This window comes from Cryobacterium soli, from assembly GCF_003611035.1.
Taxonomy (GTDB): Bacteria; Actinomycetota; Actinomycetes; order Actinomycetales; family Microbacteriaceae; genus Cryobacterium; species Cryobacterium soli.
Genome location: NZ_CP030033.1, coordinates 3813348 through 3837040, shown reverse-complemented (window position 1 = coordinate 3837040; position 23693 = coordinate 3813348). Strand labels below are relative to the sequence as shown.

General features: G+C 68.3%; 20 protein-coding genes. 14 read left to right on the top strand and 6 right to left on the bottom strand.

Annotation, left to right across the window (positions count from 1 at the left end):
* Positions 1-304: 304 nt before the first annotated feature.
* Positions 305-1138 carry a hypothetical protein gene (locus DOE79_RS17845; RefSeq protein ID WP_120339643.1) on the top strand — a complete coding sequence of 278 codons (834 nt, stop codon included), beginning with the start codon at positions 305-307 and terminating at the stop codon, positions 1136-1138.
* 318 nt (positions 1139-1456) lie between these two features.
* Positions 1457-4213, top strand: a complete 2757-nt coding sequence (locus DOE79_RS17840; RefSeq protein ID WP_120339642.1) for a tetratricopeptide repeat protein — start codon at positions 1457-1459, stop codon at positions 4211-4213.
* Positions 4214-4447: 234 nt separating this feature from the next.
* On the opposite strand, the gene DOE79_RS20815 is transcribed toward DOE79_RS17840, so the two are convergent.
* On the bottom strand, positions 4448-4672 hold the full coding sequence (locus DOE79_RS20815) for a hypothetical protein (protein WP_220094257.1): 225 nt from the start codon (positions 4670-4672) through the stop codon (positions 4448-4450).
* Positions 4673-5010: 338 nt separating this feature from the next.
* Between DOE79_RS20815 and DOE79_RS17830 the strand changes: the two genes are divergently transcribed.
* From DOE79_RS17830 to DOE79_RS17820, 3 genes are all read left to right on the top strand, one after another.
* Positions 5011-5457 (top strand): hypothetical protein, encoded by a 447-nt coding sequence (locus DOE79_RS17830; protein WP_120339640.1) that lies wholly within the window; start codon positions 5011-5013, stop codon positions 5455-5457.
* A gap of 53 nt (positions 5458-5510) precedes the next feature.
* Complete coding sequence (locus DOE79_RS17825; RefSeq protein WP_245977003.1) at positions 5511-5882, top strand: HNH endonuclease; 372 nt, start codon at positions 5511-5513, stop codon at positions 5880-5882.
* A 229-nt stretch (positions 5883-6111) separates the two neighbouring features.
* Positions 6112-7347 carry an acyl-CoA dehydrogenase family protein gene (locus DOE79_RS17820; protein ID WP_120339639.1) on the top strand — a complete coding sequence of 412 codons (1236 nt, stop codon included), beginning with the start codon at positions 6112-6114 and terminating at the stop codon, positions 7345-7347.
* 114 nt (positions 7348-7461) lie between these two features.
* Here the strand turns inward: DOE79_RS17820 and DOE79_RS17815 are convergent, their stop codons facing one another.
* Together DOE79_RS17815 and DOE79_RS17810 are read right to left on the bottom strand one after the other, a co-directional pair.
* Entirely contained in the window at positions 7462-12159 is a 4698-nt protein-coding gene (locus DOE79_RS17815) for a putative Ig domain-containing protein (protein WP_120339638.1), read from the bottom strand.
* 147 nt (positions 12160-12306) lie between these two features.
* Positions 12307-13005 carry a helix-turn-helix transcriptional regulator gene (locus DOE79_RS17810; protein ID WP_120339637.1) on the bottom strand — a complete coding sequence of 233 codons (699 nt, stop codon included), beginning with the start codon at positions 13003-13005 and terminating at the stop codon, positions 12307-12309.
* A 73-nt stretch (positions 13006-13078) separates the two neighbouring features.
* On the opposite strand from DOE79_RS17810, the gene DOE79_RS17805 reads away from it, so the two are divergent.
* From DOE79_RS17805 to DOE79_RS17775, 7 genes are all read left to right on the top strand, one after another.
* The gene (locus tag DOE79_RS17805) at positions 13079-13819 is read left to right on the top strand and encodes an alpha/beta fold hydrolase (protein WP_120339636.1); all 741 of its coding nucleotides are present in this window, start codon (positions 13079-13081) and stop codon (positions 13817-13819) included.
* Positions 13820-14105: 286 nt separating this feature from the next.
* Positions 14106-14585: a DUF1579 domain-containing protein gene (locus DOE79_RS17800; RefSeq protein WP_120339635.1), complete on the top strand. Its 480-nt coding sequence runs from the start codon at positions 14106-14108 to the stop codon at positions 14583-14585.
* Positions 14586-14740: 155 nt separating this feature from the next.
* Complete coding sequence (locus DOE79_RS17795) at positions 14741-15784, top strand: iron-containing redox enzyme family protein (RefSeq protein ID WP_120339634.1); 1044 nt, start codon at positions 14741-14743, stop codon at positions 15782-15784.
* The gene (locus tag DOE79_RS17790; RefSeq protein ID WP_120339633.1) at positions 15781-16089 is read left to right on the top strand and encodes a CDGSH iron-sulfur domain-containing protein; all 309 of its coding nucleotides are present in this window, start codon (positions 15781-15783) and stop codon (positions 16087-16089) included. The genes DOE79_RS17795 and DOE79_RS17790 overlap by 4 nt, the downstream gene beginning before the upstream one ends.
* Before the next feature lie 192 nt (positions 16090-16281).
* Positions 16282-16632, top strand: a complete 351-nt coding sequence (locus tag DOE79_RS17785) for a GntR family transcriptional regulator (protein WP_120339632.1) — start codon at positions 16282-16284, stop codon at positions 16630-16632.
* 3 nt (positions 16633-16635) lie between these two features.
* The gene (locus DOE79_RS17780) at positions 16636-17607 is read left to right on the top strand and encodes a hypothetical protein (protein WP_120339631.1); all 972 of its coding nucleotides are present in this window, start codon (positions 16636-16638) and stop codon (positions 17605-17607) included.
* A 205-nt stretch (positions 17608-17812) separates the two neighbouring features.
* On the top strand, positions 17813-18412 hold the full coding sequence (locus DOE79_RS17775; RefSeq protein ID WP_120339630.1) for a class I SAM-dependent methyltransferase: 600 nt from the start codon (positions 17813-17815) through the stop codon (positions 18410-18412).
* 259 nt (positions 18413-18671) lie between these two features.
* Here DOE79_RS17775 and DOE79_RS17770 read toward each other — a convergent pair whose 3' ends face one another.
* The 3 genes from DOE79_RS17770 to DOE79_RS17760 are packed head-to-tail and all read right to left on the bottom strand — an operon-like array spanning position 18672 to position 21500.
* Complete coding sequence (locus DOE79_RS17770) at positions 18672-19274, bottom strand: response regulator transcription factor (RefSeq protein ID WP_120339629.1); 603 nt, start codon at positions 19272-19274, stop codon at positions 18672-18674.
* Complete coding sequence (locus DOE79_RS17765; protein ID WP_120339628.1) at positions 19271-20551, bottom strand: sensor histidine kinase; 1281 nt, start codon at positions 20549-20551, stop codon at positions 19271-19273. The genes DOE79_RS17770 and DOE79_RS17765 overlap by 4 nt, the downstream gene beginning before the upstream one ends.
* Positions 20552-20555: 4 nt before the next feature.
* The gene (locus DOE79_RS17760) at positions 20556-21500 is read right to left on the bottom strand and encodes an alpha/beta hydrolase (RefSeq protein WP_120339627.1); all 945 of its coding nucleotides are present in this window, start codon (positions 21498-21500) and stop codon (positions 20556-20558) included.
* A 442-nt stretch (positions 21501-21942) separates the two neighbouring features.
* Here DOE79_RS17760 and DOE79_RS17755 point away from each other — a divergent pair, with 442 nt between their 5' ends.
* Both DOE79_RS17755 and DOE79_RS17750 read left to right on the top strand, forming a co-directional pair.
* The gene (locus DOE79_RS17755; protein ID WP_220094256.1) at positions 21943-22599 is read left to right on the top strand and encodes a GntR family transcriptional regulator; all 657 of its coding nucleotides are present in this window, start codon (positions 21943-21945) and stop codon (positions 22597-22599) included.
* 122 nt (positions 22600-22721) lie between these two features.
* On the top strand, positions 22722-23693 hold the full coding sequence (locus DOE79_RS17750) for a tripartite tricarboxylate transporter substrate binding protein (protein WP_120339625.1): 972 nt from the start codon (positions 22722-22724) through the stop codon (positions 23691-23693).

The following is a 23693-nucleotide window of genomic DNA, read 5'->3' as shown; positions in this document are numbered from 1 at the left end:
ACGTCGGATGCGATGGGCTCGCACGCGACGGCACAGTTTGGGTCGCATCCGTGGCCTTCGGCTTGGTTATGGCCGTAGCCGTCGGAGCCGGCGACGAGTTCGAGATGGTGTCCAGCGCGGCAGCGGAGCCGGTTGCCGCCTGCCGCCTGCCGCGGGCGCCCCACTGTCTCTGCTACCGGGAAGGACCGAGTCCGAAGACCGGGACTCGGGAACACCTGAGGGCGATGCCCGCCGGAGTGAGCCAGGGCTTCACTACTGAGCACTGCTCCCGAGATGCGTCCCAGCACACCCCTAAGCTGCAGGCATGACCACACGGATGAGTACGCTGCTGTCGCGTGACGGCGGCCGGTCGACCCGTAGGCTGGCCGTCGCCGTGCTGCTGGGCCTGGTGGCGGCGGGAATCCTGACCGGCTGCTCCGTCGCCGGCAATGAGGCGAACTCCTGGCTGGCGAGCAAGCCGATCGTGGAGTCCACCGAGCTCAGGTTGACGGGCTGCGAGGCGTTGTGTGATCCGCGCGTTGAGGGGACCATCGCGGACGACGCCACCGAGGGCGACGTGCGAGCGCTCGTGCAGGACGCCACCTCCTACCTGGCCGACTCCACGGCCGATGGCCTGCGCATCTCTCTGAACTACCACAACGTCACCCTGTCGGTGGGCACGGATGCTCAGCAGGCCGAGCAGGACGCCGATCTGGTGTTCACCGTGCTCCACGACGACCGTGTGGAGTCCGCCGGGCTGGGCTGGGACGTCCCGTTGGTGTATACGGCACCCGCCACGATGACCGCCGTCTTCCGGGATTACGGCACGGAGGTGCCCGTGGCGGTGATGGCTACCGAGAGCGACGAGCACGGTGCCTTCATGCTGGTCACTGACGACGGGCGGCCGTGCGCCTCGACCGGTCTGCTGCTCGCGGCGTTCGATACGCTCATCACCGATCCCGCGGTGGCCGGGGTTGACCTGAGTGTGTGCAGGTCCCTGGCAGTCACCATCGGCGACTCGACCGGTCGAGAACCGATGCTCGCCCACCTGCAACCACTCGCCGCCGACCCTGCTCTGACCGGCATCACGGTCGAGATTCTCCAGGACTACCAGGCGAAAATCGTCCTCACCGGAGGGGCCGTCGCGCCGACGCCCTGACCCCAGTGGGCCCAGAGCCGCCGTGCCACACACGTTCCCACCGGCTTCGCCTCACGAGAATAGACCGCCCGGTCAGACCGCTATTCGCGGCCGTGACTGCGCGGGGCACCTAGAGTGAACAACATGGGGCGGAAACGGGTACTTCGGTGGGTTGGCGTAGTCGGGATTCCGGTCTGCGTGCTGTTAGGTGGATGCACCGTGGCCGCGGGTCCAGTCCCGTCGCCGACAGCCATCACCCGATGAAGTGGCCGACGGTTTGCTTCGCGCCCAGAGGGACTCAGTTCTAGCCGACATGGTCGGAGTGGACCAACAACGTCTTTGAACTTAACCGTTAGCAGCAGCAAGATTCGGCTTGCTGGTTTCAAAATCGTCAAGGGGGAAAAAGTGAACGATGTAAATGACAGCACGAATCGCGCGACTGTCCGGGAGCCTGAATTCCAGGGTGAGGGACGCCAAGCCATCGTGGACGGGATACTCGCGGCGTTCGACGAGATCTCCACAGGCGCAGCACCGATCTGGATCAGCATCGAGGCACCGCAAGGCACTGGAAAGACCCGCATCGCACGCGAGTTCTACGCAGCCCTGGCCGGACGGCAAACTGAACCCGCTTACTGGCCGAGAACGATGCTCAGTTTGCATCACGAAACGGGTGGTGTGGCGGCGCGACGCAAAGTCGTCAACCCAGTCGTGACCCACCAAAGCGGGAGCTTACCCACTTACATGTGGTGGGGGGTATCGACAAGCATCCGCAATAGTGTTCCGACGGTAGCCCTCAGCCAGGACCTCAGCTACCTCCAGGCTCACGCAGCGTACCTCGATCTTGCCTGGCTCGAAAAATCTCGGGGCCATGCCTTCAAGCAGCTGCTGCGCGAGTTCGGGGTGGCCGGCTTCCGGGAAGCGGGCGACGAGCTCAAGACCCAGATACTCGCAGCTGCAGGTGCGACCATCCCGGGTCTCGGCCTGGTGGAGTGGCTGGCATCGCGCGCCTATCAAGCGGGGCGCAACCAGGTCGCCCGAACGGGGCAACTCCGCAGGGAAGACGCTATCGCCCCGGACCATGGCGACCTCATCACCGAAACTGTCGCGACAGTAGGCCGTTTCGCGGTTCCGGCATTGCCGTTTGTGCTGTTCGTTGAAGACCTACACACCGCTGACGAGACATTGATCGAGTTGCTTGACCACCTCGCCGGCGGGAACGCTTCCGTTCTCATCGTAACGACGGCCTGGAACGGCCATATCGACCCCGGGTCATCGACCGGAGCGGCAATGGCCGGCGCCCGAACCATCCGGATCACGCCCGACGGGGTGCTGGGCGACGACGACGGTCTCTTCCCCCTCAACGCCGACTTGGGCCCACTTCCGGAGGCCGGGCTGGCCGAGATCCTCAAGTTCTACTTTCCTCGGGTCACCAGCGCGACCAGCGCGAGAATCCTCGCGAAGTACCCCAATCCGCTCGCGCTCGAGCTGTTCTGCGAGATCCCGAAGCTCAAGCGGTTTCAGGCTCGCGAGCTTGAGCTCACGGAGAACGACCTGCTGGGCATGCCCGACACGCTGCATGGTCTGTATAAAGAGCAATGGGACGACCTCGACGAGCCAGTTCGGCGCGGCCTGGTGATCGCAGCTCTGGGTATTCCGGAACTCATCAACCACGAGCATGGGCGCGCGACGGAGTGGAGCTCGTCGTTGCTGCTCGATGTGATCGAGAAATTTGATGCCGGTGAAATCGACGAATCGGCCGGAGTTCTCGATGGACGGGTCTCCAGCAGGGCGTGGGCGAGACCAGCCGCCGGACTCGACCTCTGGCAGTTCGCCGCGGCAGAGCAGAGGCAGATTGCCGCCGCGGACGATGCCTTGCTCTGGGAGTCGGACCGCAGGGAAGTGCGCAAGCTGCTGACTACCGAAGTCACGCGGGCTCTCGACCCCCGGAATGACGATCCCGAACCCAACTCGCCGCGTTCCCCCGACAGTTTTGTGGCGCGACTCGCCATCGCGTTGCACGCTGCAGGCTACGAGATTCCGCCCTCCACGTTGCAGACCGCAATCTTCATGCTGCTGGTCGAGCTCGACTCCTACCGCGAGTTTCCAGAGCGTCTCAAGCTCATCACGTACGCATTAGAGGCCGGAATCGAGTCGCGCGAACTACTGCGCAGCTACATGAGCGCGCTGGCAGACAGCCATCGCACCGACGAGGCTGTCGCCGTTGGTGAAGAACTGATCGGGCGATGGGGTTCGGATGACGCCGATACCGCGCATGACCGGATGCTCTTGGCCGACGTGCTAACCAACGGCGCATTGGGCGATAACCTGCGAAGCCCCAGACCAGAACTGGCTCGGCGGGCCGTTCTCGAATATCGCACGACGTTATCCTTCTACGCTGCTCTCGTTCCCTTCGAGGACTACCTGATATTCAGAATTCGGGCCGCCATCGCCCGTGCGCTGTGGTTTAGTGGCGACATCGATCAGGCGAGAGAGGACTATTCGGTCCTTCTCGAGGATGCTCGCCGAGTCCTTGGTGACGACCATCCATTGACCCGAGATATCGCCACCAAGTCCGCTGGACTCTCGCCTGACGGCCTACGGGTCATGCTCGCGCTGTGGGCGCAGGAGCTCGCAACCCTGCCCGCCAGCTCGGAGGAAGCTCTGAAGTTGCGAGCCGATATGGCAGTCGCGGTTTGGGAGGAGGACATCTTCGAAGAGGCGATCACGCGCTTTGAAGAGGTCGTTCAGGATCAGATTCGAATACTCGGACCCAAGCACAATCTGACGCTTCAGACCCAGGGGTATCTCGCGCAAGCGCTCGGCATGGCTGAGCGCTACCCGGAATCCCTGCGGGTACACCTGCAGGTTCTCGGAGGACTCCGCGAGACGCTCCCGCCAGACCACACCGACGTGCTGAGCGCCAGAGCCTACATCGCAGATGTGCTGGAAGAACTCGGTGATGACAGCGCGCTCTCGGCCAGACTGCACCTCATCGACGACCAGTCGCGCGTGCTGGGCGCCGACCACCGAGAGACTGTGGAGTCGGCGGACGCCATCGCGCGGCTGCAGGGCGTACGTTCTGATCCTCCACGGTGAAGAACCTGGCGAGCGCCCGGCTCCGGCGAGCGGGAGGCTCGCCGGGGCTCCGGGTGGAAATGCCGGGACGGCCGCTGTGGCTGCGATTCAAGCGGCGGAGGTGATTGCAGGCCGACTTGGGCCGAGGGCCCACCTCGCGAAGGGTCACGTCACGCCGTGGGTACCGACTGCACCCCGGCGCCAGGACCGCGCCGGGTCAGGGACTCTCACGAGGTCGCGTGGATGGAACAGCCTTCATGATGCCGCGCGCCGCGACTTCCAGAGCAGTCTTGCCGTGCGGCTGACGAATGCGATCAGCGCTAGGCCCGTCGAGAAGGTCAACAGCATCTGCGCGATCGTTCCCATGCTCTCAAGCGTTGACGGGGCAAGGGCGGCATTGGTACTGCCGTACTGCCAGAGCAGGTAGCCGACCAGGGCGACCAACACGGACAAACCCAGGGCGCCCAAGAAGAGTCTCAAGCCGTTGTTCCGAACGACTTGAACGACGCCGTCCAAGAGGAAGGACGCTGCAAATGGTAGGCCAACCGTTGTGACCAGGATCCCGCCGTACGCGGCGAGCAGTGCTCCGAATCCATCCGGGCTCATTACGTTAGTCCCCCAACTATTGTCGGTGATTCCTGTTGTCAGCCTAAGTGCGGCAAACCAGGCGCGGCGGGCGGCGGGTTTGCCGCACTTACCCCAGTTAGGGGCTGTTACGGCGGTTGGCACCTAGGGTGAACAGCATGGGGCGGAGACGAGTACTTCGGTGGGTTGGCGCAGTCGGGATTCCGGTCGCCGTGTTGTTGGGCGGATGCACCGTGGCCGCGGACCCTGTCCCGTCACCGACCGCCACCTCCAGCAGCTCTCCGACAACTTCCGGGGACGCCCAAGCCTCAGAGCTCAGCGCGTTCGAACAGCAACTCCCGCTCAGCGGCACGTTCGTCTCGCAAGGAGCAACCACCGAGGGCACCGTCGACATTGAGCGCCGCAGTGACGGGTCGGTCTGGGTCCTGCTCGACAACTTTCACACCGGAGACGCAGCAGATCTGCGTCTCTATCTCAACGAGGATGCGCTCGTTCAGGATGCAGACGGGTACTGGGGCTCCGCCGCGGGCGGTTACGAAATCGCCGTGATCGACCCGAGTGCCAGCACGCAGGAGATCGAGGTACCCGGCGCGTGGGACATGTCGGCGATCCAGTCGCTCACGGTCAGCGATTACACACCGCCGGACTTCCCCGCTCTGGGTTCTGTCGCGCTCGACTGAGCGCTGCAGGCCAGCGGCACGCGCGGCAGGAGCGGCCGGAGTACCGTTGAGATGTGCCCTCTCCCCGCAAATTCCCGACCAAGGTGTCGGCGGCAGCGAGCGCACGATATGCGAAGCGCCGGCGCGGACGACTCGCCCGCGTCGACAACGACCTCACCGCCTCAGAATGGGCCGACCTCCTCACGGCCTGGGGAGGGTGCGCCTATTGCCAGGCCCAGGGTCCGGCGCTCCAGCGTGACTGCGTCATGCCGATTTCCCGGGGCGGCCGGTACACCCTCGAGAACGTTGTTCCCGCCTGCCCGTCGTGCAACGCGAGCAAACACAACAACGAGGTCACAGGATGGCTGCGCCGCAAGCACCTCGACGAGCCCACGTTCCTGCTCCGCTACGCGACGATCCTGTCGGCTCTACGCCCGGCACAGTAGCCGCACCGCACATCGAGTACTGAACAGACCGGCGCCATCCGAGCGTGGCACCGGCCTTGCCCCACACCCCGACGTCTCTCGAGCTCGACCGACGAGAGCCATGCGACCCGTCATCGCTGAAGCTCGACCGACCAGAGCCAGGCGTCCCGCAGACACGAACCGTCATCTCCGCAGACTCGAACCGTCATCTCCGCGCGGCTCCAGCGACCGCTGACCTAGTGTCCTTCCCATGACCACGCTCACCTCCTCCCCCGTTGCCGCCGTTGAGTACGCCGACCTGGCCGCGAGATTCCGGCCGATCTTCGCCCGGATCGCCGCCGGCGCATCCGCTCGCGAACAAGACCACCAGCTGCCGTACGAGCAGATCAAGGAGCTCACGGCAGCCGGGTTCGGTGCCCTGCGGGTGCCCGTCGCCGCGGGCGGCCTCGGCGCAAGCCTGCCGCAGCTGTTTCGGCTGCTGACCGAACTCGCCGCCGCGGACTCGAACATTCCGCAGGCACTGCGGGGGCACTTCGCCTTCGTCGAGGACCGCCTGGTGTCGTCCGGCACCCAACGCGACCGGTGGCTGGCCCGGTTCGTGAACGGCGAGATCGTCGGCAACTCCTGGACCGAGGTGGGCACCGTCACCATCGGTGACGTCATCACGCGGGTGCGCCCGAAGGTGGGCGGCCGGCCCGGCGAGCTGGTGGTGAACGGCACCAAGTACTACTCCACCGGCAGCATCTTCGCGGACTGGATCGACACCTTCGCCCAGGTGGGCGACAGCGGCAAGAACGTAATCGCCGTGGTGAACGCACACCAGCCCGGCGTCACGCACAGCGACGACTGGGATGGCTTCGGCCAGCGCACCACCGGCAGCGGCACCAGCACGTTCGTGGATGCCGTCGTGACGGAAGAGAACGTGATCGACTTCGACACCAGGTTCACCTACCAGACCGCGTTCTACCAGGCGGTGTTGTTGGCGGTGCTGGCCGGCACGGTCAAGGCCGCCGAGGTGGAGATCGCGGCCGAGGTGAAGGCCCGCACCCGCATCTTCTCGCACGGCAACGCGCCATCTTTCGCCACCGACCCACAGATTCTGCAGGTGGTCGGCGAGGTGTCCGCGCAGGCGTTCGCGGCCGAGGCGATCATGGAGAAGGCGGCCTGGGCGTTGCAAGGGGTCTATGAGGGTGCGTTCCTAGACGATGTGGTCGAGGAGGAACGGCTCAACGACCTCGCCGAGCTCGCAACCGCGCAGGCGCAGGTGGTGTTGGTGGCGCTGGCGACCCGGGCCACCTCCGACATCTTCGACGCGCTGGCGGCGTCCGGGGTGTCCCGGTCGAGAAACCTGGACCGGCACTGGCGCAACGCCCGCACCGCGGCCAGCCACAACCCGTGGGTGTTCAAGGCGCGGATCGTGGGCGACTACGCCGTGAACGGTACGCCGCCCACCCGGATCTGGTCGATCGGGGCGGCGCCGAAGTAGAACCGGCGGCAGGCCCGCCCGGGCTTCGCTGCACCTCGTGTGGCTGGATGATCCCGCTATAGCGGACTCATCCAGCCACACAGGGTGCACTGAGTCACCCGAGGCGCCCTTCGATCAGCGGATGGCGCGGCGCCGGCGGGCCAGCATCAGCACCAGGAGTCCGAGGAGCACGGATGCCCCACCGGCGATGATCCCGGGCAGCGGGTCCGTTCCCGTCTTGGCGAGCCCGGAATCGTGGGGTGCCGCTGACGTCGGCGTGGGCGAGGAAGTCGCTACACCGGGCGCGGATGCGGTCGGTGTCGGCTGCGGGGTCGGCGCCGGGGTCGGCGTGGGCTCGGGGGTCGGCGCCGTGGTCGGCGTGGGCTCCGGGGTCGGCGGCGTGGTGGGCGTGGGCGTGGGCGTGACCGCGGTCGGCACCACCTCCACCGTGACGCTGCTCGTGAGGGTGCCGAGCGTGGCCGTGATCACGTGCGGGGACGCGTGCGGGAAGGTGATCGTGGCGCCGTCGATGACGTCGACATCCCAGTCGCTGGTGAAGACGGCCTGGCCGGTGAGGTCACCGGTGTCGTTCGCGTAGGCATCCGCCCCGGAGACGGCGAGGGTGATGGAGCCGCCCTGCTTCACCGTGAGCGTGCTGGGCACGAGCGTCACCTCGGCGGGCGGGCCGGCGGCCACGACCACCTCGATGGTCGTGCTGACCGTGCCGACAGTCACCGTGATGGTGTGCGTGCCGGCCTTGATGAAGGTGATGGTGTTGCCGCTGACGACGCCGGGGAACACACTGCCGGCAGCAACGCTGAAGGTGGCGACCTGGCCTGGCAACGGGTTGCCGTTGGCGTCTTGCCCGTCGACCCCGAAGGTGAACGGCGCGCCCGCTACGACGGGGTAGCCGGTTCCGCCGGTGGCCGGCGGGGCCACGATCACCGTGTCGAGCTCGCCCGGGTTGACCAGCAGCGCCGGAACCACCCAAACCGCGTCGGCGCCCACCCCGTTGCTGGCGGTGATGGTGAACGACGGCGACTCGGCCGCCGTGGGGGTGCCCGAGAGTACCCCGTCGGGAGTGAGGGTGAGGCCGGCCGGCAGGGTGCCGGCGGTCAGCGCGAAGGTGGGCGCCGGGCTGCCGGTGGCGGCGAAGGCGTACGAGTATGGCTCGCCGGCCACCGCGGACGGCGGCGTCACCGCGGTGAACAGCGGGGCATCGGTGACGCTGATCGTGAGCGTACGGCTGGACGCGACCGGGGTGACGCCGTTGTCAGCGGTCACCGTGAACTCGAACTCACCGCCCTTGACGGGCGTGCCGGTGAGCAGTCCCCCGTCGCTGAGGGTGAGCCCGGCGGGCAGCTTTCCCGTGCTGAGGGCGAAGGTGGGCGCCGGGGTGCCCGTGGCCGTGAACGCATAGGAGTACGGCGCGTTCAGGGTGGCGTCGGGCGGGGTCGCGGTGGTGAGCACCGGGGCCTGCTCCACGGTGAAGGTGACCTCCGCGGTGGCGGGTGCGCCGATGCCGTTGCCGGCGGACACCGTGAAGGTGCTCACGCCACCGGTGGTGGGCGTGCCGCTGAGGCGTCCGTCAGCTGTGAGGGTGAGGCCAGCGGGCGGGGTGCCCGCGGTCACGCTGAACCGGGGTGCCGGGGTGCCGGATGCCGCGAAGCTGTAGTCGTAAGCCGTGCCGGCTGTCGCGTGCGGCGGCGCATCCGCGGTGAAGAGCGGTGCCGCGGTGACGACAAGCGTGCGCGGGCCGGCCAGCACCGGAGAACCGATGCTGTTGTCGGCGGACACCGTGAACTCAAAGGTGCCCTGCTCGGTGGGCGTTCCCGAAAGCACCCCGTTGGTCAGGGTCAGCCCGGCCGGCAGCGTGCCGGAGGACAAATTGAGGTCTGGTCGAGGCGTGCCGGTGGCCAGGTACGAGTAGGAGTAGGCCTGGCCGAGCTCGGCGTTCGGCGGAGTATCGGCGGTGAACACCGGCGGCGCGCTGACGACAAATCGGTGCGTGCTGGATGCGGGCAGGTCGACGGTGTTGTCAGCGGTGATAGTGAAGAAGGAGATGCCACCGGCCGTGGGGGTGCCCGAGAGCACACCGTCCGCGCTGAGGGTGAGGCCGGCCGGCAGGGTGCCGGAGGACTTCGCGAAGGTGGGTGCCGGATGCCCGGATGCCGTGAAGGTATACGAGTAGGCCTGGTTGATGGTTGCGGTCGGCGGGGTGTCCGCGGTGAAGACGGCGGCCTCGCTGACCTGGAGGACGTGTTCCTTGCTCACGGCGGGTGTTGCCGTGCCATTGTCCGCGGTGACGGTGAAGCGCCAGTCACCGCTCACCTGGGGAGTTCCGCTGAGCACGCCTTGGGCGCTGAGGGTGAGGCCCTTCGGCAGAGCGCCGGCCGTGCGGGTGAACGTGGGCGCCGGGCTGCCGGAGGCGGTGAACGTGTAGGAGTAGGGCACGCCGAGCGCGGCCGCCGGGGGCTCATCCGCCGTGAACACGGGCGGTGCGGTAAAGCGGATGCTGACCTTGGCGGGCACGCCGTCGGGAGTGATGCTGTTGCTGGCCGTGACGGTTAAGGAGTAGTCGCCGGCGGCGGTGGGCGTTCCGCTGAGCAGGCCCTCGGGGCTCAGGGTCAGGCCCGGCGGCAGGTCGCTGGACGGGACCGTGAAGGTGGGTGCGGGGTAGCCGGTAGCCGTGAACTGATACGAATAGGCGGTGCCCACCGAGGCATCCGTCGGGGTGAACGCAGTGAAAGCCGGCGGGTCGTCAACGGTGATGGTGACAGGGGCTTCGGCCGGGGAGGCCACCCCGTTGGACGCCGTCACGGTGACGTCGAATGAGCCGCCCGTGGTGGGTGTGCCCGACAGCACGCCCTCGGGGCTGAGGGTGAGGCCGGCCGGCAGGACTCCCGTGTTTGAGAAAGTGGGCGTGGGGGTGCCCGTGGCGGTGAAGGTGTAGGAGTAGGGCGTGCCGGTGTGGCCTGCCGTCGGTGGTGTGGCGGCAGTGAACGCCGGGGCCGCGCGCCCGATAAGTGCGTTGCTGGCGTAGTACTCGGGGCTGACCGCGATGACATTGGCCAGATTCTTAGGAAGCGGTGGCCCGGAGCCCCACACGTGGAGAACACCGCCCGTGGTGATCGCGAAAGAAACCTGATCATTGCCGGCGAGTGCCACAACGCCATTCAGCGCCGGTGCCCCCTTCGGTGCCTCGGTGCCCACCGTCTCCACAGTGCCGTCGCGATGCAACACGAGAGTGTAGAGACCTGCGGCCGTGATCTTCACGACGTCGGTGAGTCCTTGATTCAGTTGACCGAACTGGTCGTCGCCCCACATCACAACCGACCCATCGGCCTTCAACGCCACGGCGTGAAACTCCCCCACGGAGATGGCCGTCACGGAAGAAAGGCCGGCGGGCATTGGTTGCCGAGTTCCAGCCCAACTGCCTATCTGCTCGACGACCGTTCCGTCGTTCTTGAGGGCAAGAACACGGTCGTCCCCCACTGCGATCGCCGCCACCCCGCTCAAGCCTGCCGCGAAGCTCATCACGGCGAGGTCCGACCCCCAGGCTACGACGGTGCCGTCCCTCTTCAATGCCAGCGAAGAAAAAATCCCGGCAGATATCGCAGTCACCCCGGTGAGACCGCTCGGAACATCTAGTCCTCCGTCGGCGTTATCACCCCACCCGATCACGGTGCCGGCGTTGGTGAGCGCCAGGGCAGTCGAGTACGACGAGCTAATCGCGGTGATATCGGAGCGCGCGGGGACGCCACTGACCTGACCAAAGAAGTCATTGCCCCAGCCGACGACATAGCCTGGCTCGGCTGCGGACACCGTGATGGTGTGCGGCCCTCCCGTGACGGTGCCGACGCTGTTGGTGGCGCTCACAGTGAAGTCCCAGGCGCCGCCGCTGGGCGGCGACCCGGACAGCAGGCCATCCGCGGTGAGGGTCATGCCGGTGGGCAGCAGCCCGCTGGACAGGTGGAAGGTGGGCGCGGGCACTCCGGTCGCGGTGAAGGTATAGCTGTAGGGCTGGCCGGCGTCCGCGGTGGCGGGCGGGGCATCCGCGGTGAGAATCGGGGCGGCGTCAGGCGCGAGCGCGGCGTTGACGACGAACTCCAACATGATGAGCGAGCTGCCGCTAACCAGCTGGGCGGCATTGAAGGTAACCACTCGGCTGCCCGCTGCGGTGGGGGTGCCGGAGACCACGCCTTCCGCGGAGAGCGTCAGCCCGGGTGGGAGCACCTCGGAGGTGGTGAAGGTGGGAGCCGGGTATCCGGTGTATTGAATGGCGAAGGAGTACGGCACGCCCACCGTGGCCGGAGGTGGAGCGTCCCACGAGACGGTGCCGGGCCCGGCGACGTCGATCGTGCGCGTCACGGTGGCTGGTTGGCCGACTCCGTTGTCGGCTGCGACGGTGAACGTGAACGCGCCACTCTGAGTGGGCACGCCGGAAAGCACCCCGGCGGAGGTGAGGGTGAGGCCGTCGGGCAGAGTTCCCGAGGAAAAGGTGGGCGACGGCGTGCCGGTCGCACTGAACGAGTAGGACAACGCCGTCCCCACAGTGGCGGTGGTGGGCGGCGAGTCGGCGGTGAAGGTGGGCGGCACCAGTAGTGGCGCCGTCGGGGGCCCCTCGCCACCGCCCGAGCCGTCGTCGTCGTGCTGCCCGAGCCCGGTCTGCGCCGCGGATGCCTGACTGCCCGGGTCTGGCAGGCCGGCGAGGCCCAGCGTGACCAGGAGCAGCGACGCGACGGTCACCTGCGCGAGGAGGCGGCGCATCCGGTGTTTGCCGAGCGCTGATGGTGCTGACGCCTGTGACTGACCGAACCATGCTGCGCGCATTGAGACTCCCGAGATTGTGGAGACAATTCGGCTCCGTCCCTGAGAGTAGGGAGGTGCGGGCAGATCGATGGCAGGGTTAAACCCTGCCTTTTTCTTACCCGGTGTGGTCGAGTGCTCTCAGTGCGTGCGGTGGCGGCGCTGCGCGGCTCACTCGCCGCGCGCGTGTACCGGTCTGGCGTTCGCCGGGGGCTCGCCAACCTCCTGGAGGGTATGGCCGCTGCAGGCCGTCTTGGTGACGCTGGCGCGCTCGATGCGCGACACGGTGAACCAGCGGATTGCGTCGCGCAGCTGGCACCAGCCGACCAGGTACCACTGGCCGTTCGTGGAGGCGAAGAGCAGGGGTTCGACGTCACGCGTGCTGGTGGCACCGTCTGCCGCCGTGTAGCGAAGCCGGATGACGCGCTGCTCGGCCATCGCCTGCTCCAGAGCCGACCTGATTGCTCGCGACGAGGAGGGAGGCGGGTTGACCCAGACCCGTTCGGCCAGCTCGTCGGCTCGTGCTCGGGTGCGGGGGTCGAGCACGTCCAGGATCTTCTGGATGCCGGCCGAGGCCAGATCGGCGTAGGGGGCATCGGGCGCGGCCGACACGGCCGCCAGGAGCGCGACGGCCTGGGCCGGGGACAGACTGACCGGTGGCAAGGATGCGCCCACGGCCATCCCGAAGCCGCCGCCCGGACCGGGGCGGGACCAGAGCGGCGCGCCGCTGCGCTCGAGCGCGGCGAGGTCTCTCTTGACCGTGCGAACGGAGACGTCGAACTCTCTCGCCAGCCTGTCGGCGGAGCAGCCCCGTGAGCCGTTGCGGCGTAGCATCTCGGACAACGCGTGGAGCCGTTCAGTTCGCTTCACCGTTCGACTCGCAGCAAATTCATGACACAAATAGTGACACACACCTGCCGGTAGCGCCTACGAGAGTAGTGACATGACACCTACAACGAGCAGTCCCACCATCGTTCTCATCGCCGGCCACTGGCTCGGCGCGTGGGCGTGGGATGACGTCCTTGACCATCTGACAACCGACCATGCCCGGGCCGTCGCGATGACCCTGCCCGGTCTCGACGGCGACGACCCCGATCGTGCGACGAAGACCCTCGACGATCAAGCCGCCTCGATCCTGGAGCTCTTCGCTCGACTCGGGGTCTCCGCGGAGCAGCCCGCGATCATCGTCGCTCACAGCGGGGCGAACTTTCCCGTCAGCCTCGTGCTCGACCGGCACCCGGAGCTTGTGCGGCGAGTGGTGTGGGTCGACTCCGGGCCGGTCGCCGCCGGAAGCGTCTTCGCCCCCGACCTTCCAGAGGGAATGGAAGAGCTTCCGCTGCCGCCCTTCGACGCATTCCCCCCGCAGGCGAGCCTCGACGGGCTGAGCGCGGAGGCCCTCGGGCGCTTCCGGGCCCGGGCGGTCCCCGAGCCCGGCCCCGTGCTGCGTCAGCCCCTCGGGCTCACGAACGATGCCCGGCGCGCGGTTCCGACCACCCTGGTGTGCTGCTCGATCCCGAGCGCGCAGATGCTGGAGCTGGCCCGATCAGGCCATCCCATGTTCGCCGAGGTCGCGACCCTCGAGCACCTCGACGTCGTCGACCTCCCGACCGGCCACTGGCCGATGTGGAGCCGCCCCGGCGACCTGGCCCAGGCCATTCGGTCGGCGGCGTCTCGCACCGACTGAACCCGGGTGGGCCGGCCGCGGGGTGCCACGCATCCGTTTGGGCTTCGCTGCACCCCGTGTGGCTGGATGCGCCAGCTATAGGTGGCGCATCCAGCCACACGGGGCGCACCGAGTAGGCCGGGGAGCACCACCGATGCAGTGGTCCAGCACTCTCGCCGCCAAGTGGCCTTGGGGGCGGCCTCGGAAGCTGGGAGGGTTGTCAGGGCCGAGCATCCGACATCCGTCATTCGATCGGCGAAACGATGACCCGGCCCGGCACATCGCGCATCGAGCAAAGGACAGTCTTATGTCGACGAACGGCCCACAGGCACCCGGCGACTTCGATTTCATCCTCGGCGACTGGACGGTTCGGCACGAAAAGCTGGACGGTATCTTCAGCGGCGCCGATACCTGGACCACCTTCGAGGGGCTCTCCTCCACGCGCAGCATTCTGGGCGGGTTGGGCAACCTCGAAGACAACCTCCTCCGGCATCCGGCGGGCGACTATCGGGCCGTCGCCCTCCGCTCGTATTCCACGGCGGATGCCGAGTGGTCGATCTGGTGGCTCGACGGCCGCAACCCGACTGCGCTCGATACACCCGTGCGCGGGGCGTTCGCCGACGGGATCGGCACCTTCCTGGCCGAGGACGTGCTGCACGGCGTGCCCATCCGCGTGCGCTTCATCTGGGATGCGACCGGACCAGAGCCCACCTGGCAACAGGCGTTCTCGAACGATGCAGGGCTGTCGTGGGAGACGAACTGGCGGATGACGTTCCGGCGCGCGTAGCCCACCTCGGCGGACGAGAAGCGCCCTGACGACCAGGCGATCAGACGCGAAGGGCGCGGCGCGACACCAGTGTCGGTGGTCGCGTGTAACGTCGTCCACCTTGGCGGCGATGCCACCCGGGCGCGCCCAGCCAGCCGACTAGCGAGGTAACGCACATGCGACTCCCCACTTCCCGAGGCCCGGTCAGCGGTGCCCTGCTCGAACTTCTCGACACCTCCCCCACCGCCCCCGACACCGGTCTTGCCTCAGCGCTACGCGAGCGCACCGCCGCCGCCCTGGCCGACACGGCCGACATCGTGCAGGACGACGATCTGCAGACTGCCCTGTTCCTGGCCTACGAGCTGCGATACAGCGGCCTGCACGGCGTCGACGACGACTGGGAATGGCACCCAGAGGTGCTCGCGCTCTGCGCGGCGATCGAAGCCCCGTTTGAACAGGCACTGCGCGAACGCGCATCCGTGCCCGACCTGCCCGAACCCGGACTGGAGAGCGTCGCCGCGGCGCTGTTCGAGCTGACCGGCTCGGACACCGGCCCGAGCGTCTCCCGCTACCTGGCGAAGAAGGCCACCGACGAGCAGGCGCGGGAGTTCCTCATCCTGCGCTCGATCTACCAGCTCAAGGAGGCCGACCCGCACACCTGGGCGATCCCGCGCCTGCGCCGGCACGCCAAGGCGGCGCTCGTGGAGATCCAGGCCGACGAGTACGGCGGCGGCCGGTTCGACCGCATGCACGCCGAGCTGTTCGCCCGCACCCTGCGCGGCGTGGGCCTGGACGCCACCAACGGACACTACGTCGACGTGGTGCCGGCGATCACACTGGCCTCGAGCAACATGATGACCATGTTCGGCACCCACCGCCGGCTGCGCGGCGCCATCGCCGGGCACCTCGCCGCCTTCGAGATGACCTCGTCGCTGCCCAACCGCCTCTACGGCAACGGGTTTAGGCGGCTGGGCTACGACGCCGACGTCACCTTCTACTTCGACGAGCACGTCGAAGCGGATGCGGTGCACGAGCAGATCGCCGCGCGCGACCTGGCCGGGTCCCTCGCCACCGACGAACCGGAGCTGCTCGAGGACGTCTTCTTCGGGGCCGCGGCCGGACTCTACGTGGACGGCCTGGCCGGTGCGCAGCAGATCGACGCCTGGACGGCCGGCACCTCGGCCCTGCGGGTGCCGCAGAGTGCCGCGGTGCCCGCGTGACCGAGCCCGACGCCCAGCCCACTGCTCGGCCCTCCACCCGGTTTGACGACCAGTGGGACGACGAGCCCGACACCGGTGCCACCGAGCCGGTGAGCATCACCGCGTACCCGAACGGTCCGCTGCTGGTGCGCGGACCGTTCGAGATCCTCACGCCCACGGGCAAGGTGATTCCGCCGCGGCGGAAGACCGTGGCTCTCTGCCGCTGCGGGGTCTCCTCGCTCAAGCCGTTCTGCGACGGCAGCCACAAGGCCATCGGGTTCCGCACGGAACAGGAGCCGCCGGCGCCGCAGCCCCCGCTGTCCTGATCTCGGGAGGGGTGAGGACACGGAACGCCGTCCGTCACTGCACCTCGTACGGGCGACCGCGCCCGCTATAGCGGGCGCGGCCAACGGTACGAGGAGCAGTGACGCTGGCACGGCGTAGTGAGCGCCCGCCGCGGATGCCGGTGTGCCCTAGCGGGTCAACACAGGCGGCATTGTTCTAGTAACATTGCAAACATGTTGTTTCGGGTTGATCAGGCGTCGTCGGTGTCCATCGCCGACCAATTGGCCGTGCAGGTGCGCGCGTCGGTGGTCGACGGCACCCTGGCGCCGGGCACCCGGCTGCCGCCGGCCCGCGAGCTGGCCAGCGCCCTCGACATCAACATGCACACCGTGCTGCGCGCCTATCAGCAGCTGCGCGACGACGGCATTCTCGAGATGCGTCAGGGCCGCGGCGCCTCGGTGCGAGCGGATGCCGACGCCGGAACGGTGCGCCTGACCGAGCTGGCCGACGCGCTGCTCGCCGAGGCCCGCAAGCTCGGCGTGACCCTGCCGGACGTGCTGACCCTGATCCAAACGAGAGGCTGAGCCATGCCAGACCAGACCACCATCGACGCCGCCCCGGCACTCGACCCGCGCGCCACCAGTCGCGACCGGCTTGCGGTCGGGTTGCTGTGGCTGCCGGTTGTCACCGTCGTGGTGACGGCGCTGCAGTGGCACGACCGGCTTCCGGCGGAGCTGCCTCGGCAGTGGAACGGCACCGAGGTGACGTCCACCTCGCCGACCGCGCTAATGCTGGCGATCACCGGTGGCATCGCCCTGCTCGCCGCGCTGGCGGGGCTGGCCGCTCTGTCCCGCCGCACCGCCGACATCCGTCGCACGTTGCTGCTCGTCGCGGGTTGTGCCGCCGGACTGGGCACGGGCATCTGGCTGGTGACCGCCGGGCTCGTCCTGGTGACAGGGTCGTCGAAACCCGACGCGGGCGGCTGGCCGTTGCTCGGTGTGCTGGCCGGCGCCTTCGGCCTGATTCCCTTCGTGCTGTCGCCGCGGCGCCCGTTTGAGCCGCAGCCGTACTCCCCCGTCTCGGTGCCGTTGGCGGCGAGCGAGACCGGCGCCTGGTTCACCACCGTCCGGGTGCCGCTGCTCCTCTGGCTCGCCGGCGTTCTGGGCCTGGCCACCGTGGCGCTCGCGGTGCTGAGTGCGGTTCTCGGTGGGCCGGGGTCCGGCGGCGCGGTGACAGTGGGGTTGGTGGCGCTGTCGTGCCTGGCCTTCGGCCGGTTGCGGGTGAGCGTGGACCGCCGCGGACTGCGGGTGATGTCGGCGCTGCTTGGGCTGCCGTTGCGACGGTTGCGGCTCGACCAGATCGTGTCGGCGCGCGCCGAGACCATCGCGCCGATGGAGTGGGGCGGCTGGGGCTACCGGATCCGCCCCGGCCGCTCGGCCATCGTGGTGGCGAGCGGTCCCGCGCTCGTCGTGGAGCGCACCAACGGCACCCTGTTCGCGGTGACGCTGCCCGAGCCGGAGCTGCCGGCCGCGCTGCTCACGACCCTCGCGGCGCGTTAGGCCCGCCGACAAGCTCGACCGCCGAGACCAACGCGCCCCTTCGCTGGTTGAGCTTGTCGAAACCTGGTGAGACAACCTGCGAACCGTGGAACCAGTGAACCCGGTACGCAGACACCTCGCGGGGTCTCGACACGCTCGACCAACGAGACCAACGAGACCAACGCGCCCCCACCCGTGAGCGCCGTGACTCTCTAGGCTCGGAAGCATGACAGCCGACATCACTGCCGCGTATGCCCGCCGTGCCATGGAGTACACGGAGCAGCTCGGCTCGATGGCGTCGGTGCACCCGGCGGACCTGCAGTTTGTCACCGGATGGGCCGCCCAGCTTGATGGTCCTCTGATCGATGCCGGCTGCGGCCCGGGGCAGTGGAGCGGGCACCTTGCATCTCGTGGTGTCGATGTGCGGGGCGTGGACGGTGTCTCGAGCTTTGTCGACCATGCCCGACGGGCCCATCCTGGGGTGTCCTTCGAGGTCGGCGACATCGGCGAGCTGCCCAACCCGCCCGGTACTGTCGCGGGCATCCTCGCCTGGTACTCGCTCATCCACCACGAACCAGGCTCCCTCCGGGCTGCGCTGACCGAGTTCGCCCGCATTCTGCGGCCAGGCGGCAAACTCCTGCTCGGATTCTTCGAGGGCCCGGTGCTCGAGCAGTTCGAGCATGCCGTCACGACCGCCTATCGCTGGCCCGTCGACGCCCTGAGCAACGAGCTGCGCTCCGCTCACTTCGAGATCGTCGAGACCTACACGCGCACGGGACCTGGGCACCGCCCGCACGGCGCGATTGTGGCGCGCGTCTCCGCCTGAACGCATGCCTGCGGCCACTTCGCTGGTTGAGCGTGTCGACACCCGGTGACGTGCCTGCGTGGCGCGCCCATCTCGTAGGTCGGCTCACGGGGTCTCGACAGGCTCGACCAGCGCGAACCGCTCACGGGTCGACAGGCCGCTGACGGTAGTGGATTCCCCGACCTGCATTCCGCTCCTCTGGCGCGCACACGGTGAGGGTCTGGGTCTCGCAGGCTACGCCGCTCTGCGCGCCAAGGCGAGGCCAGCATTCCCGCGCTGGCTAGATCCAGCCCTGCTCCCACGCGGCCGCCGCGGCCGCGGTGCGCGAGTCGGCGGCGAGCTTGGCCATGGCGGCGGAGATGTGGTTGCGCACCGTCCCGTGCGCCAGGCCGAGCTGCTTCGCGATGTGCCGGGTGGCCAGGCCGTCCCGGGCCAGCCGGAGCACGTCCACCTCCCGGGGCGTGAGCGGGTTCTCTTCCTCAGTGAGCGCCGCGGTGGCCAGGCGCGCGTCGATGTACCGCTCGCCGACGGCGACCGAGCGGATGATCGTGGCCAGCTCTGACGCGGGGGTGGACTTGGGCACGAAGCCGCGCACCCCGGCGGCGAGGGCCCGTTTCAGGGTGCCGGGCCGTGCGTGCCGGGTGACGATGATGACCTGGGTGTCCACCAGCCCCAGCAGCCGCTGGGCGGCGTCGATGCCGTCGAGCCGGGGCATCTCCAGGTCGAGCAGCATGATTGCCGGGCGATGCGCGATCGCCGCGGCCACCGCTTGCTCCCCATCGGCGACATCCGCGACGACCTCGAGGTCGGGTTCGAGCGAGAGCAGGGCCACGAGGGCGCCGCGGATGAGCTCCTCGTCGTCGGCGATCACGATTCGAATCATCGGCCGGCCTCCCGTCGAGTCGGTGCGGAGGCCGGGACTCGGCCGTCGGCGGGCATGCCATCGTCGGCCGCACCGACCTGCGCCGGGTTGGGGACGGCGGCATCCGTGGTGGGCACCCGCACGACCAGCGTGAAGATGTCGTCGGTGCGGGTGGTCACGACCGTGCCGTTCTGCGCGGCGACGCGGTGGGCGAGGCCTGACAGGCCCGTTCCGCCGAGCCGCGCCGCACCGGCGGCGTTGTTGCTCACCGTCAACCGGTACTCGCCGGCATCCGCGAGCACGAGCTCGATCGTGGCCTCGGTGGCCCGGCTGTGCCGGAGCACGTTCGTGGCCGCCTCCCGGATCGCGACCGCGAACACGGCGCCGATCGTGGTGGGCATGCCAGGCGTGTCGATGCGCGCCTCACACCGGATGCCCGCGGAGCGCAGCACCGCCGCCGCGTTCCGCACCTCCACGGCCACGGTGACCGTGCGGTAGTCGTTCACCACCGCGCGAGTGTCGTCGAGCGCCGCTTGCGCGATAACCCGGATGTCGGCGATCTCGCGGGCGGCCTGCTCGGGACGCGCGGCCAGCAGCCGTTCGGCCAGTTCGCTCTTGAGGGCGATCACCTGCAGGTTGTGGCCCTGGATGTCGTGCAGGTCGGTGGCGAACCGCAGCCGCTCCTTCGCCACCGCGAGCTCGGCCGCGGTCTGCCGGGCGTGCTCCAGGCGCAGCACCACCTGCAACGCCCAGACCGCGCTCAACGGCATGAGCGTGAACAAGGCGAGGGTGCCGAGAACAATGAGATCGGCCGTGTCGTCGGCGCCGGCCGGGGCGACGACCGCGGGCGGAGAGGTGAGGATGCCGATCACACCCCCTCCGACGACGACCGCGTTGGTGCCGAGCACCACCGCGGCCTTCCACCATCCGGTCACCAGGCAGCCGAGCACCCCGCCGGCCAGCGCGAACAGGAACGCCCAACCCCAGCCGGCGAACGGCGCCGGCACGGCGAGCAGCCATGCCGCACCGCTCGTGCCGAGCAGGGCGAGCGCGACCGGATGCGTGGGTGCGGCCTCCCCCGACCCCCGGAGTAACAGCGGAATGGTGGCAAGCGCGCCGGCGACGGCGGCCAGCGTGAGCGCCGCAAGGACGATCATCCGCGGGGTCAGGGGCAGGTCGACCCCCAACAGGAGCTGCACGAAGCCGCCCACGAGCACCACCAGCCCGAGCGTCAGCACGGTGGAGCGGCGCATCATCCGCAGGTCGGCGGTGGGCGCGGCCTGCTCGGTGTGCGACATGACCTCAGCGTATCGACAGCGCTGCGAGGAAGTCCGTGGTGCCCTGGGCGATCTGGGGCGAGAGGGTGTGGTGCAGATAGTGGTCGCCGGTGAGGGTGATCACCTGGCCGGTGTCGACGCTGGCGGCCTGTTTGTCGTGCAGGGCGACCCAGCCGTCCACATCGGTGTCGGTGGAGCGCACGAAGAGCAGCACCGGGAGGTCGGCGGGGAACGTGGCACCGCTGACGGACGCGAAGTTGGCGGGGGTGTTGTCCATCTCGTTCACCAGCGTCGGAGCCGCCGCGTTCTTGCTGCCGAGCAGCTTCATCTGCTCGATGGTCTCTTCGTCGTAGGGCAGGCCCAGGTACGGGTCGGGGGCCAGGGCGGTGAGGGCGCGGGTGATGCCCAGGGTGCTCATGGTCGAGATCAGGCCGGCCGGAATCGGCTCGTCCGCGCCGGGCTGGTCGGGCACGCTGCTGTCGATGCCGACGAAGGCGACGAGCTCGTCCGCGTAGGCGGCACTGTAGCTGAGGGCGTAGATGCCGGCGATGGAGTGGCCCATCAGCACGTACCGGTCCACGTCGAGGTACTGCAGCGCCTCGTGCACCTCCCGGGTGATGTTCGCGGCGGTGCGCGGGGTGTCGGTTTGGTCGCTCAGTCCGGTGCCGAAGGGCTCGACGGCCACGACCCGGTACGTGTCGTCGAGTTCGTCGATCAGGGGCTGGAAGTCGAGGCCGGGTGCGGCGGTGCCAAGTCCGGGCAGCAGCACGATGGTCTGGTCGCCGTCGCCGCTCTGCACCACGTTCATCTGCTTGCCGTCGACGGGCACCCGCTGCCCATAGTCGGTGATCGCGGAGGCCTCTGAGGCCGTGGCGACGGCGTTGACCACTGCCGTCGTGGCGACGAACAGCACCGGAATCGCCACGAGCACGCCGAGGGTAGTAAGCGCGATGCGCAGGGGCTTCTTCATGGGACTCGTCTCGGTTGGCCGGGCGGTGGGATCGCTCCGGCGGTGTGAGACCAGCCAATCAATCCCGGCTGGGGCCCGGAAGTACCCGGGTGTCATCGGTGTCCGTGACAGGTGTCACGAGTGGGCGCGCTTGGTTCTGAGGCAAAAGTGAGCTTAGAAGGACGAAATCCGGGATTCGGTCCTAATTTGCGCACTTTCCGCCGCTAGACGTGCGTCGCCTGGATCGCTGACACGGCGTACTCAGACTTGGTGGCGCGTGCCGTGGTCGCGGCCTTGCCTGAGGTAGTTCCTCTGGGCCTTGCCGATCCTCGACCCACCCAATCCGGGCAAAAGGTTGACGAATCCTCGCGCGCCCTCTAGCTTTGGTTTACGGTAAACCGTTATCGGTTAGCAAGAGGAGTCAATGATGACGAGCGTGTCTTTCGTGAATGGACGGAGCCCCGTGCCCCAGGCACTGGCGCTCGGCGACCACGTCGTCACCCAGCTACGCCACGCCATCGTCGCCGGCGAGATCCCGCCGAACACCCACCTCGTCGAATCCCAGCTGTCGATCCGGTTCGACGTGAGCCGCGGCCCCATCCGCGACGCCCTGCGCCAACTGGAGTCCGAAGGCCTGGTCGAGAGCCACCGCCGCGGCGTGTTCGCTGTGGGGCTGCGTGCCAGTGACGTGGACGAGCTGTACATGCTCCGCGAGATCCTCGAGGTCAAGGCCCTCGAACTGACCCGCGCGCACTCGACCGACGCCAGCTGGGACCTGGTGGAGGGCAACCTCAACATCATGCGCGACCGGGTGGCAGCCAACGACTCCCTGGGCTTCTCCCGGGCCGACCTCAACTTCCACTCCGCGTTCTACTCGGTGGCCGGCGGCAAGCGGCTCGAGAGCATGTGGAAGATGTACGAGCCCACCTTCGCGGTGATGCTCGAGCTCACCAACGCCGAAGACCGCGATCTCGGTCCCACCTATCAGGACCACCTCGACCTGTACACGACGTTGCGCAACGGCGACATCCCCACCGCCGTCGAGATGCTCCGCGTGCACCTGCAGGGCTCCCGCGACCGACTCACCAACGCCTTCAAGCGGCTGCACGCCGAGGCCTGACCCTCCCCCAATCCGTCCCGCTGATTCCTAGCGTCGTCCCGCAATCCGTTATGCCCGTTTCACCCCCCGCAGTACCCCCGCACTGCACCGCACTGCCCCGTTTCCAACAAGGAAGTTGAAAAATGACAATGCCACGTACCCTCAAGCTGACCGGTGTTCTGGCGGCCGCCGCCCTCACCCTCACGGCGTGCTCCTCCTCCCCCGGCGCCGATGGCGCCGAGGACGTCTCGGCCTACCCCGAGGGTGATATCACCTTCATCGTGCAGGCCGCCGCCGGCGGCGGCTCCGACCTCACCTCCCGCGCCCTGGCCAGCGAGCTGGAAACGGAACTCGGTGTGTCGGTGATCGTCGAGAACCGGCCCGGCGCATCGGGTTCAACGGCCATGCAGTACATCGCCGACTCCGACCCGGATGGCTACACCATCGGCTTCGTCCCCGTGGAGATCTCGATGCTGGCCCACCAGGGCTTCGACATCGAACCGGACAACTACGACTTCCTCGGCCAGATCATGCTCGCCCCCGGAGTGATCTCGGTGCCCAACGACAGCCCCTTCAAGACCCTCGACGACCTCGTCGCCGCGGGCAAGTCGGGCTCGGTCACCATGGCAAACGCCGGTGCCGGTTCCATCTGGGAAGCCGCCGAGCTGGGCCTGGCCGACCTCACCGGTGCAACGGTTGTTCCCGTGCCCTTCGACGGCGGCGGCCCCGCCGTGGCCGCTGTGATGGGCAACCAGGTCGACGCCGCCGTGGGCGGCACCGCCGAGACCGCCGCGGCGCACAACGGCGGCCAGCTGCGCGCCCTCGCCGTGCTCCACGACGAGCGCCACCCGCTGCTGCCCGACGTGGAAACCGCTGAGGAACTCGGCTACGACCTCAAGTTCGGTGGCTGGGGCGGTGTCTACGCACCGGCCGGACTGCCCGATGACGTGCGCGAAGCCCTCGCCGACGCGATCGCCACCTCCGCCCAGTCGGACACGTTCGTCGACACCATCACCAAGAGCGGCGCCCTGTCGGTCTACAAGACTCCGGCGGACTTCACCGAGTTCATCGACAGCGAGTACACCCGCTTCGCCGGCCTGCTCGAAGTCAAGTAA

Excerpts from the sequence above, each read along its gene's own strand:
- DOE79_RS17845 (WP_120339643.1), top strand. The coding sequence starts at position 305 with ATGACCACACGGATGAGTACGCTGCTGTCGCGTGACGGCGGCCGGTCG.
- DOE79_RS17760 (WP_120339627.1), bottom strand. The coding sequence starts at position 21,500 with ATGAAGAAGCCCCTGCGCATCGCGCTTACTACCCTCGGCGTGCTCGTG.
- DOE79_RS17765 (WP_120339628.1), bottom strand. The coding sequence starts at position 20,551 with ATGTCGCACACCGAGCAGGCCGCGCCCACCGCCGACCTGCGGATGATG.
- DOE79_RS17770 (WP_120339629.1), bottom strand. The coding sequence starts at position 19,274 with ATGATTCGAATCGTGATCGCCGACGACGAGGAGCTCATCCGCGGCGCC.
- DOE79_RS17750 (WP_120339625.1), top strand. The coding sequence starts at position 22,722 with ATGACAATGCCACGTACCCTCAAGCTGACCGGTGTTCTGGCGGCCGCC.
- DOE79_RS17795 (WP_120339634.1), top strand. The coding sequence starts at position 14,741 with ATGCGACTCCCCACTTCCCGAGGCCCGGTCAGCGGTGCCCTGCTCGAA.
- DOE79_RS17775 (WP_120339630.1), top strand. The coding sequence starts at position 17,813 with ATGACAGCCGACATCACTGCCGCGTATGCCCGCCGTGCCATGGAGTAC.
- DOE79_RS17820 (WP_120339639.1), top strand. The coding sequence starts at position 6,112 with ATGACCACGCTCACCTCCTCCCCCGTTGCCGCCGTTGAGTACGCCGAC.
- DOE79_RS17800 (WP_120339635.1), top strand. The coding sequence starts at position 14,106 with ATGTCGACGAACGGCCCACAGGCACCCGGCGACTTCGATTTCATCCTC.
- DOE79_RS17780 (WP_120339631.1), top strand. The coding sequence starts at position 16,636 with ATGCCAGACCAGACCACCATCGACGCCGCCCCGGCACTCGACCCGCGC.
- DOE79_RS17805 (WP_120339636.1), top strand. The coding sequence starts at position 13,079 with ATGACACCTACAACGAGCAGTCCCACCATCGTTCTCATCGCCGGCCAC.
- DOE79_RS17785 (WP_120339632.1), top strand. The coding sequence starts at position 16,282 with ATGTTGTTTCGGGTTGATCAGGCGTCGTCGGTGTCCATCGCCGACCAA.
- DOE79_RS17815 (WP_120339638.1), bottom strand. The coding sequence starts at position 12,159 with ATGCGCGCAGCATGGTTCGGTCAGTCACAGGCGTCAGCACCATCAGCG.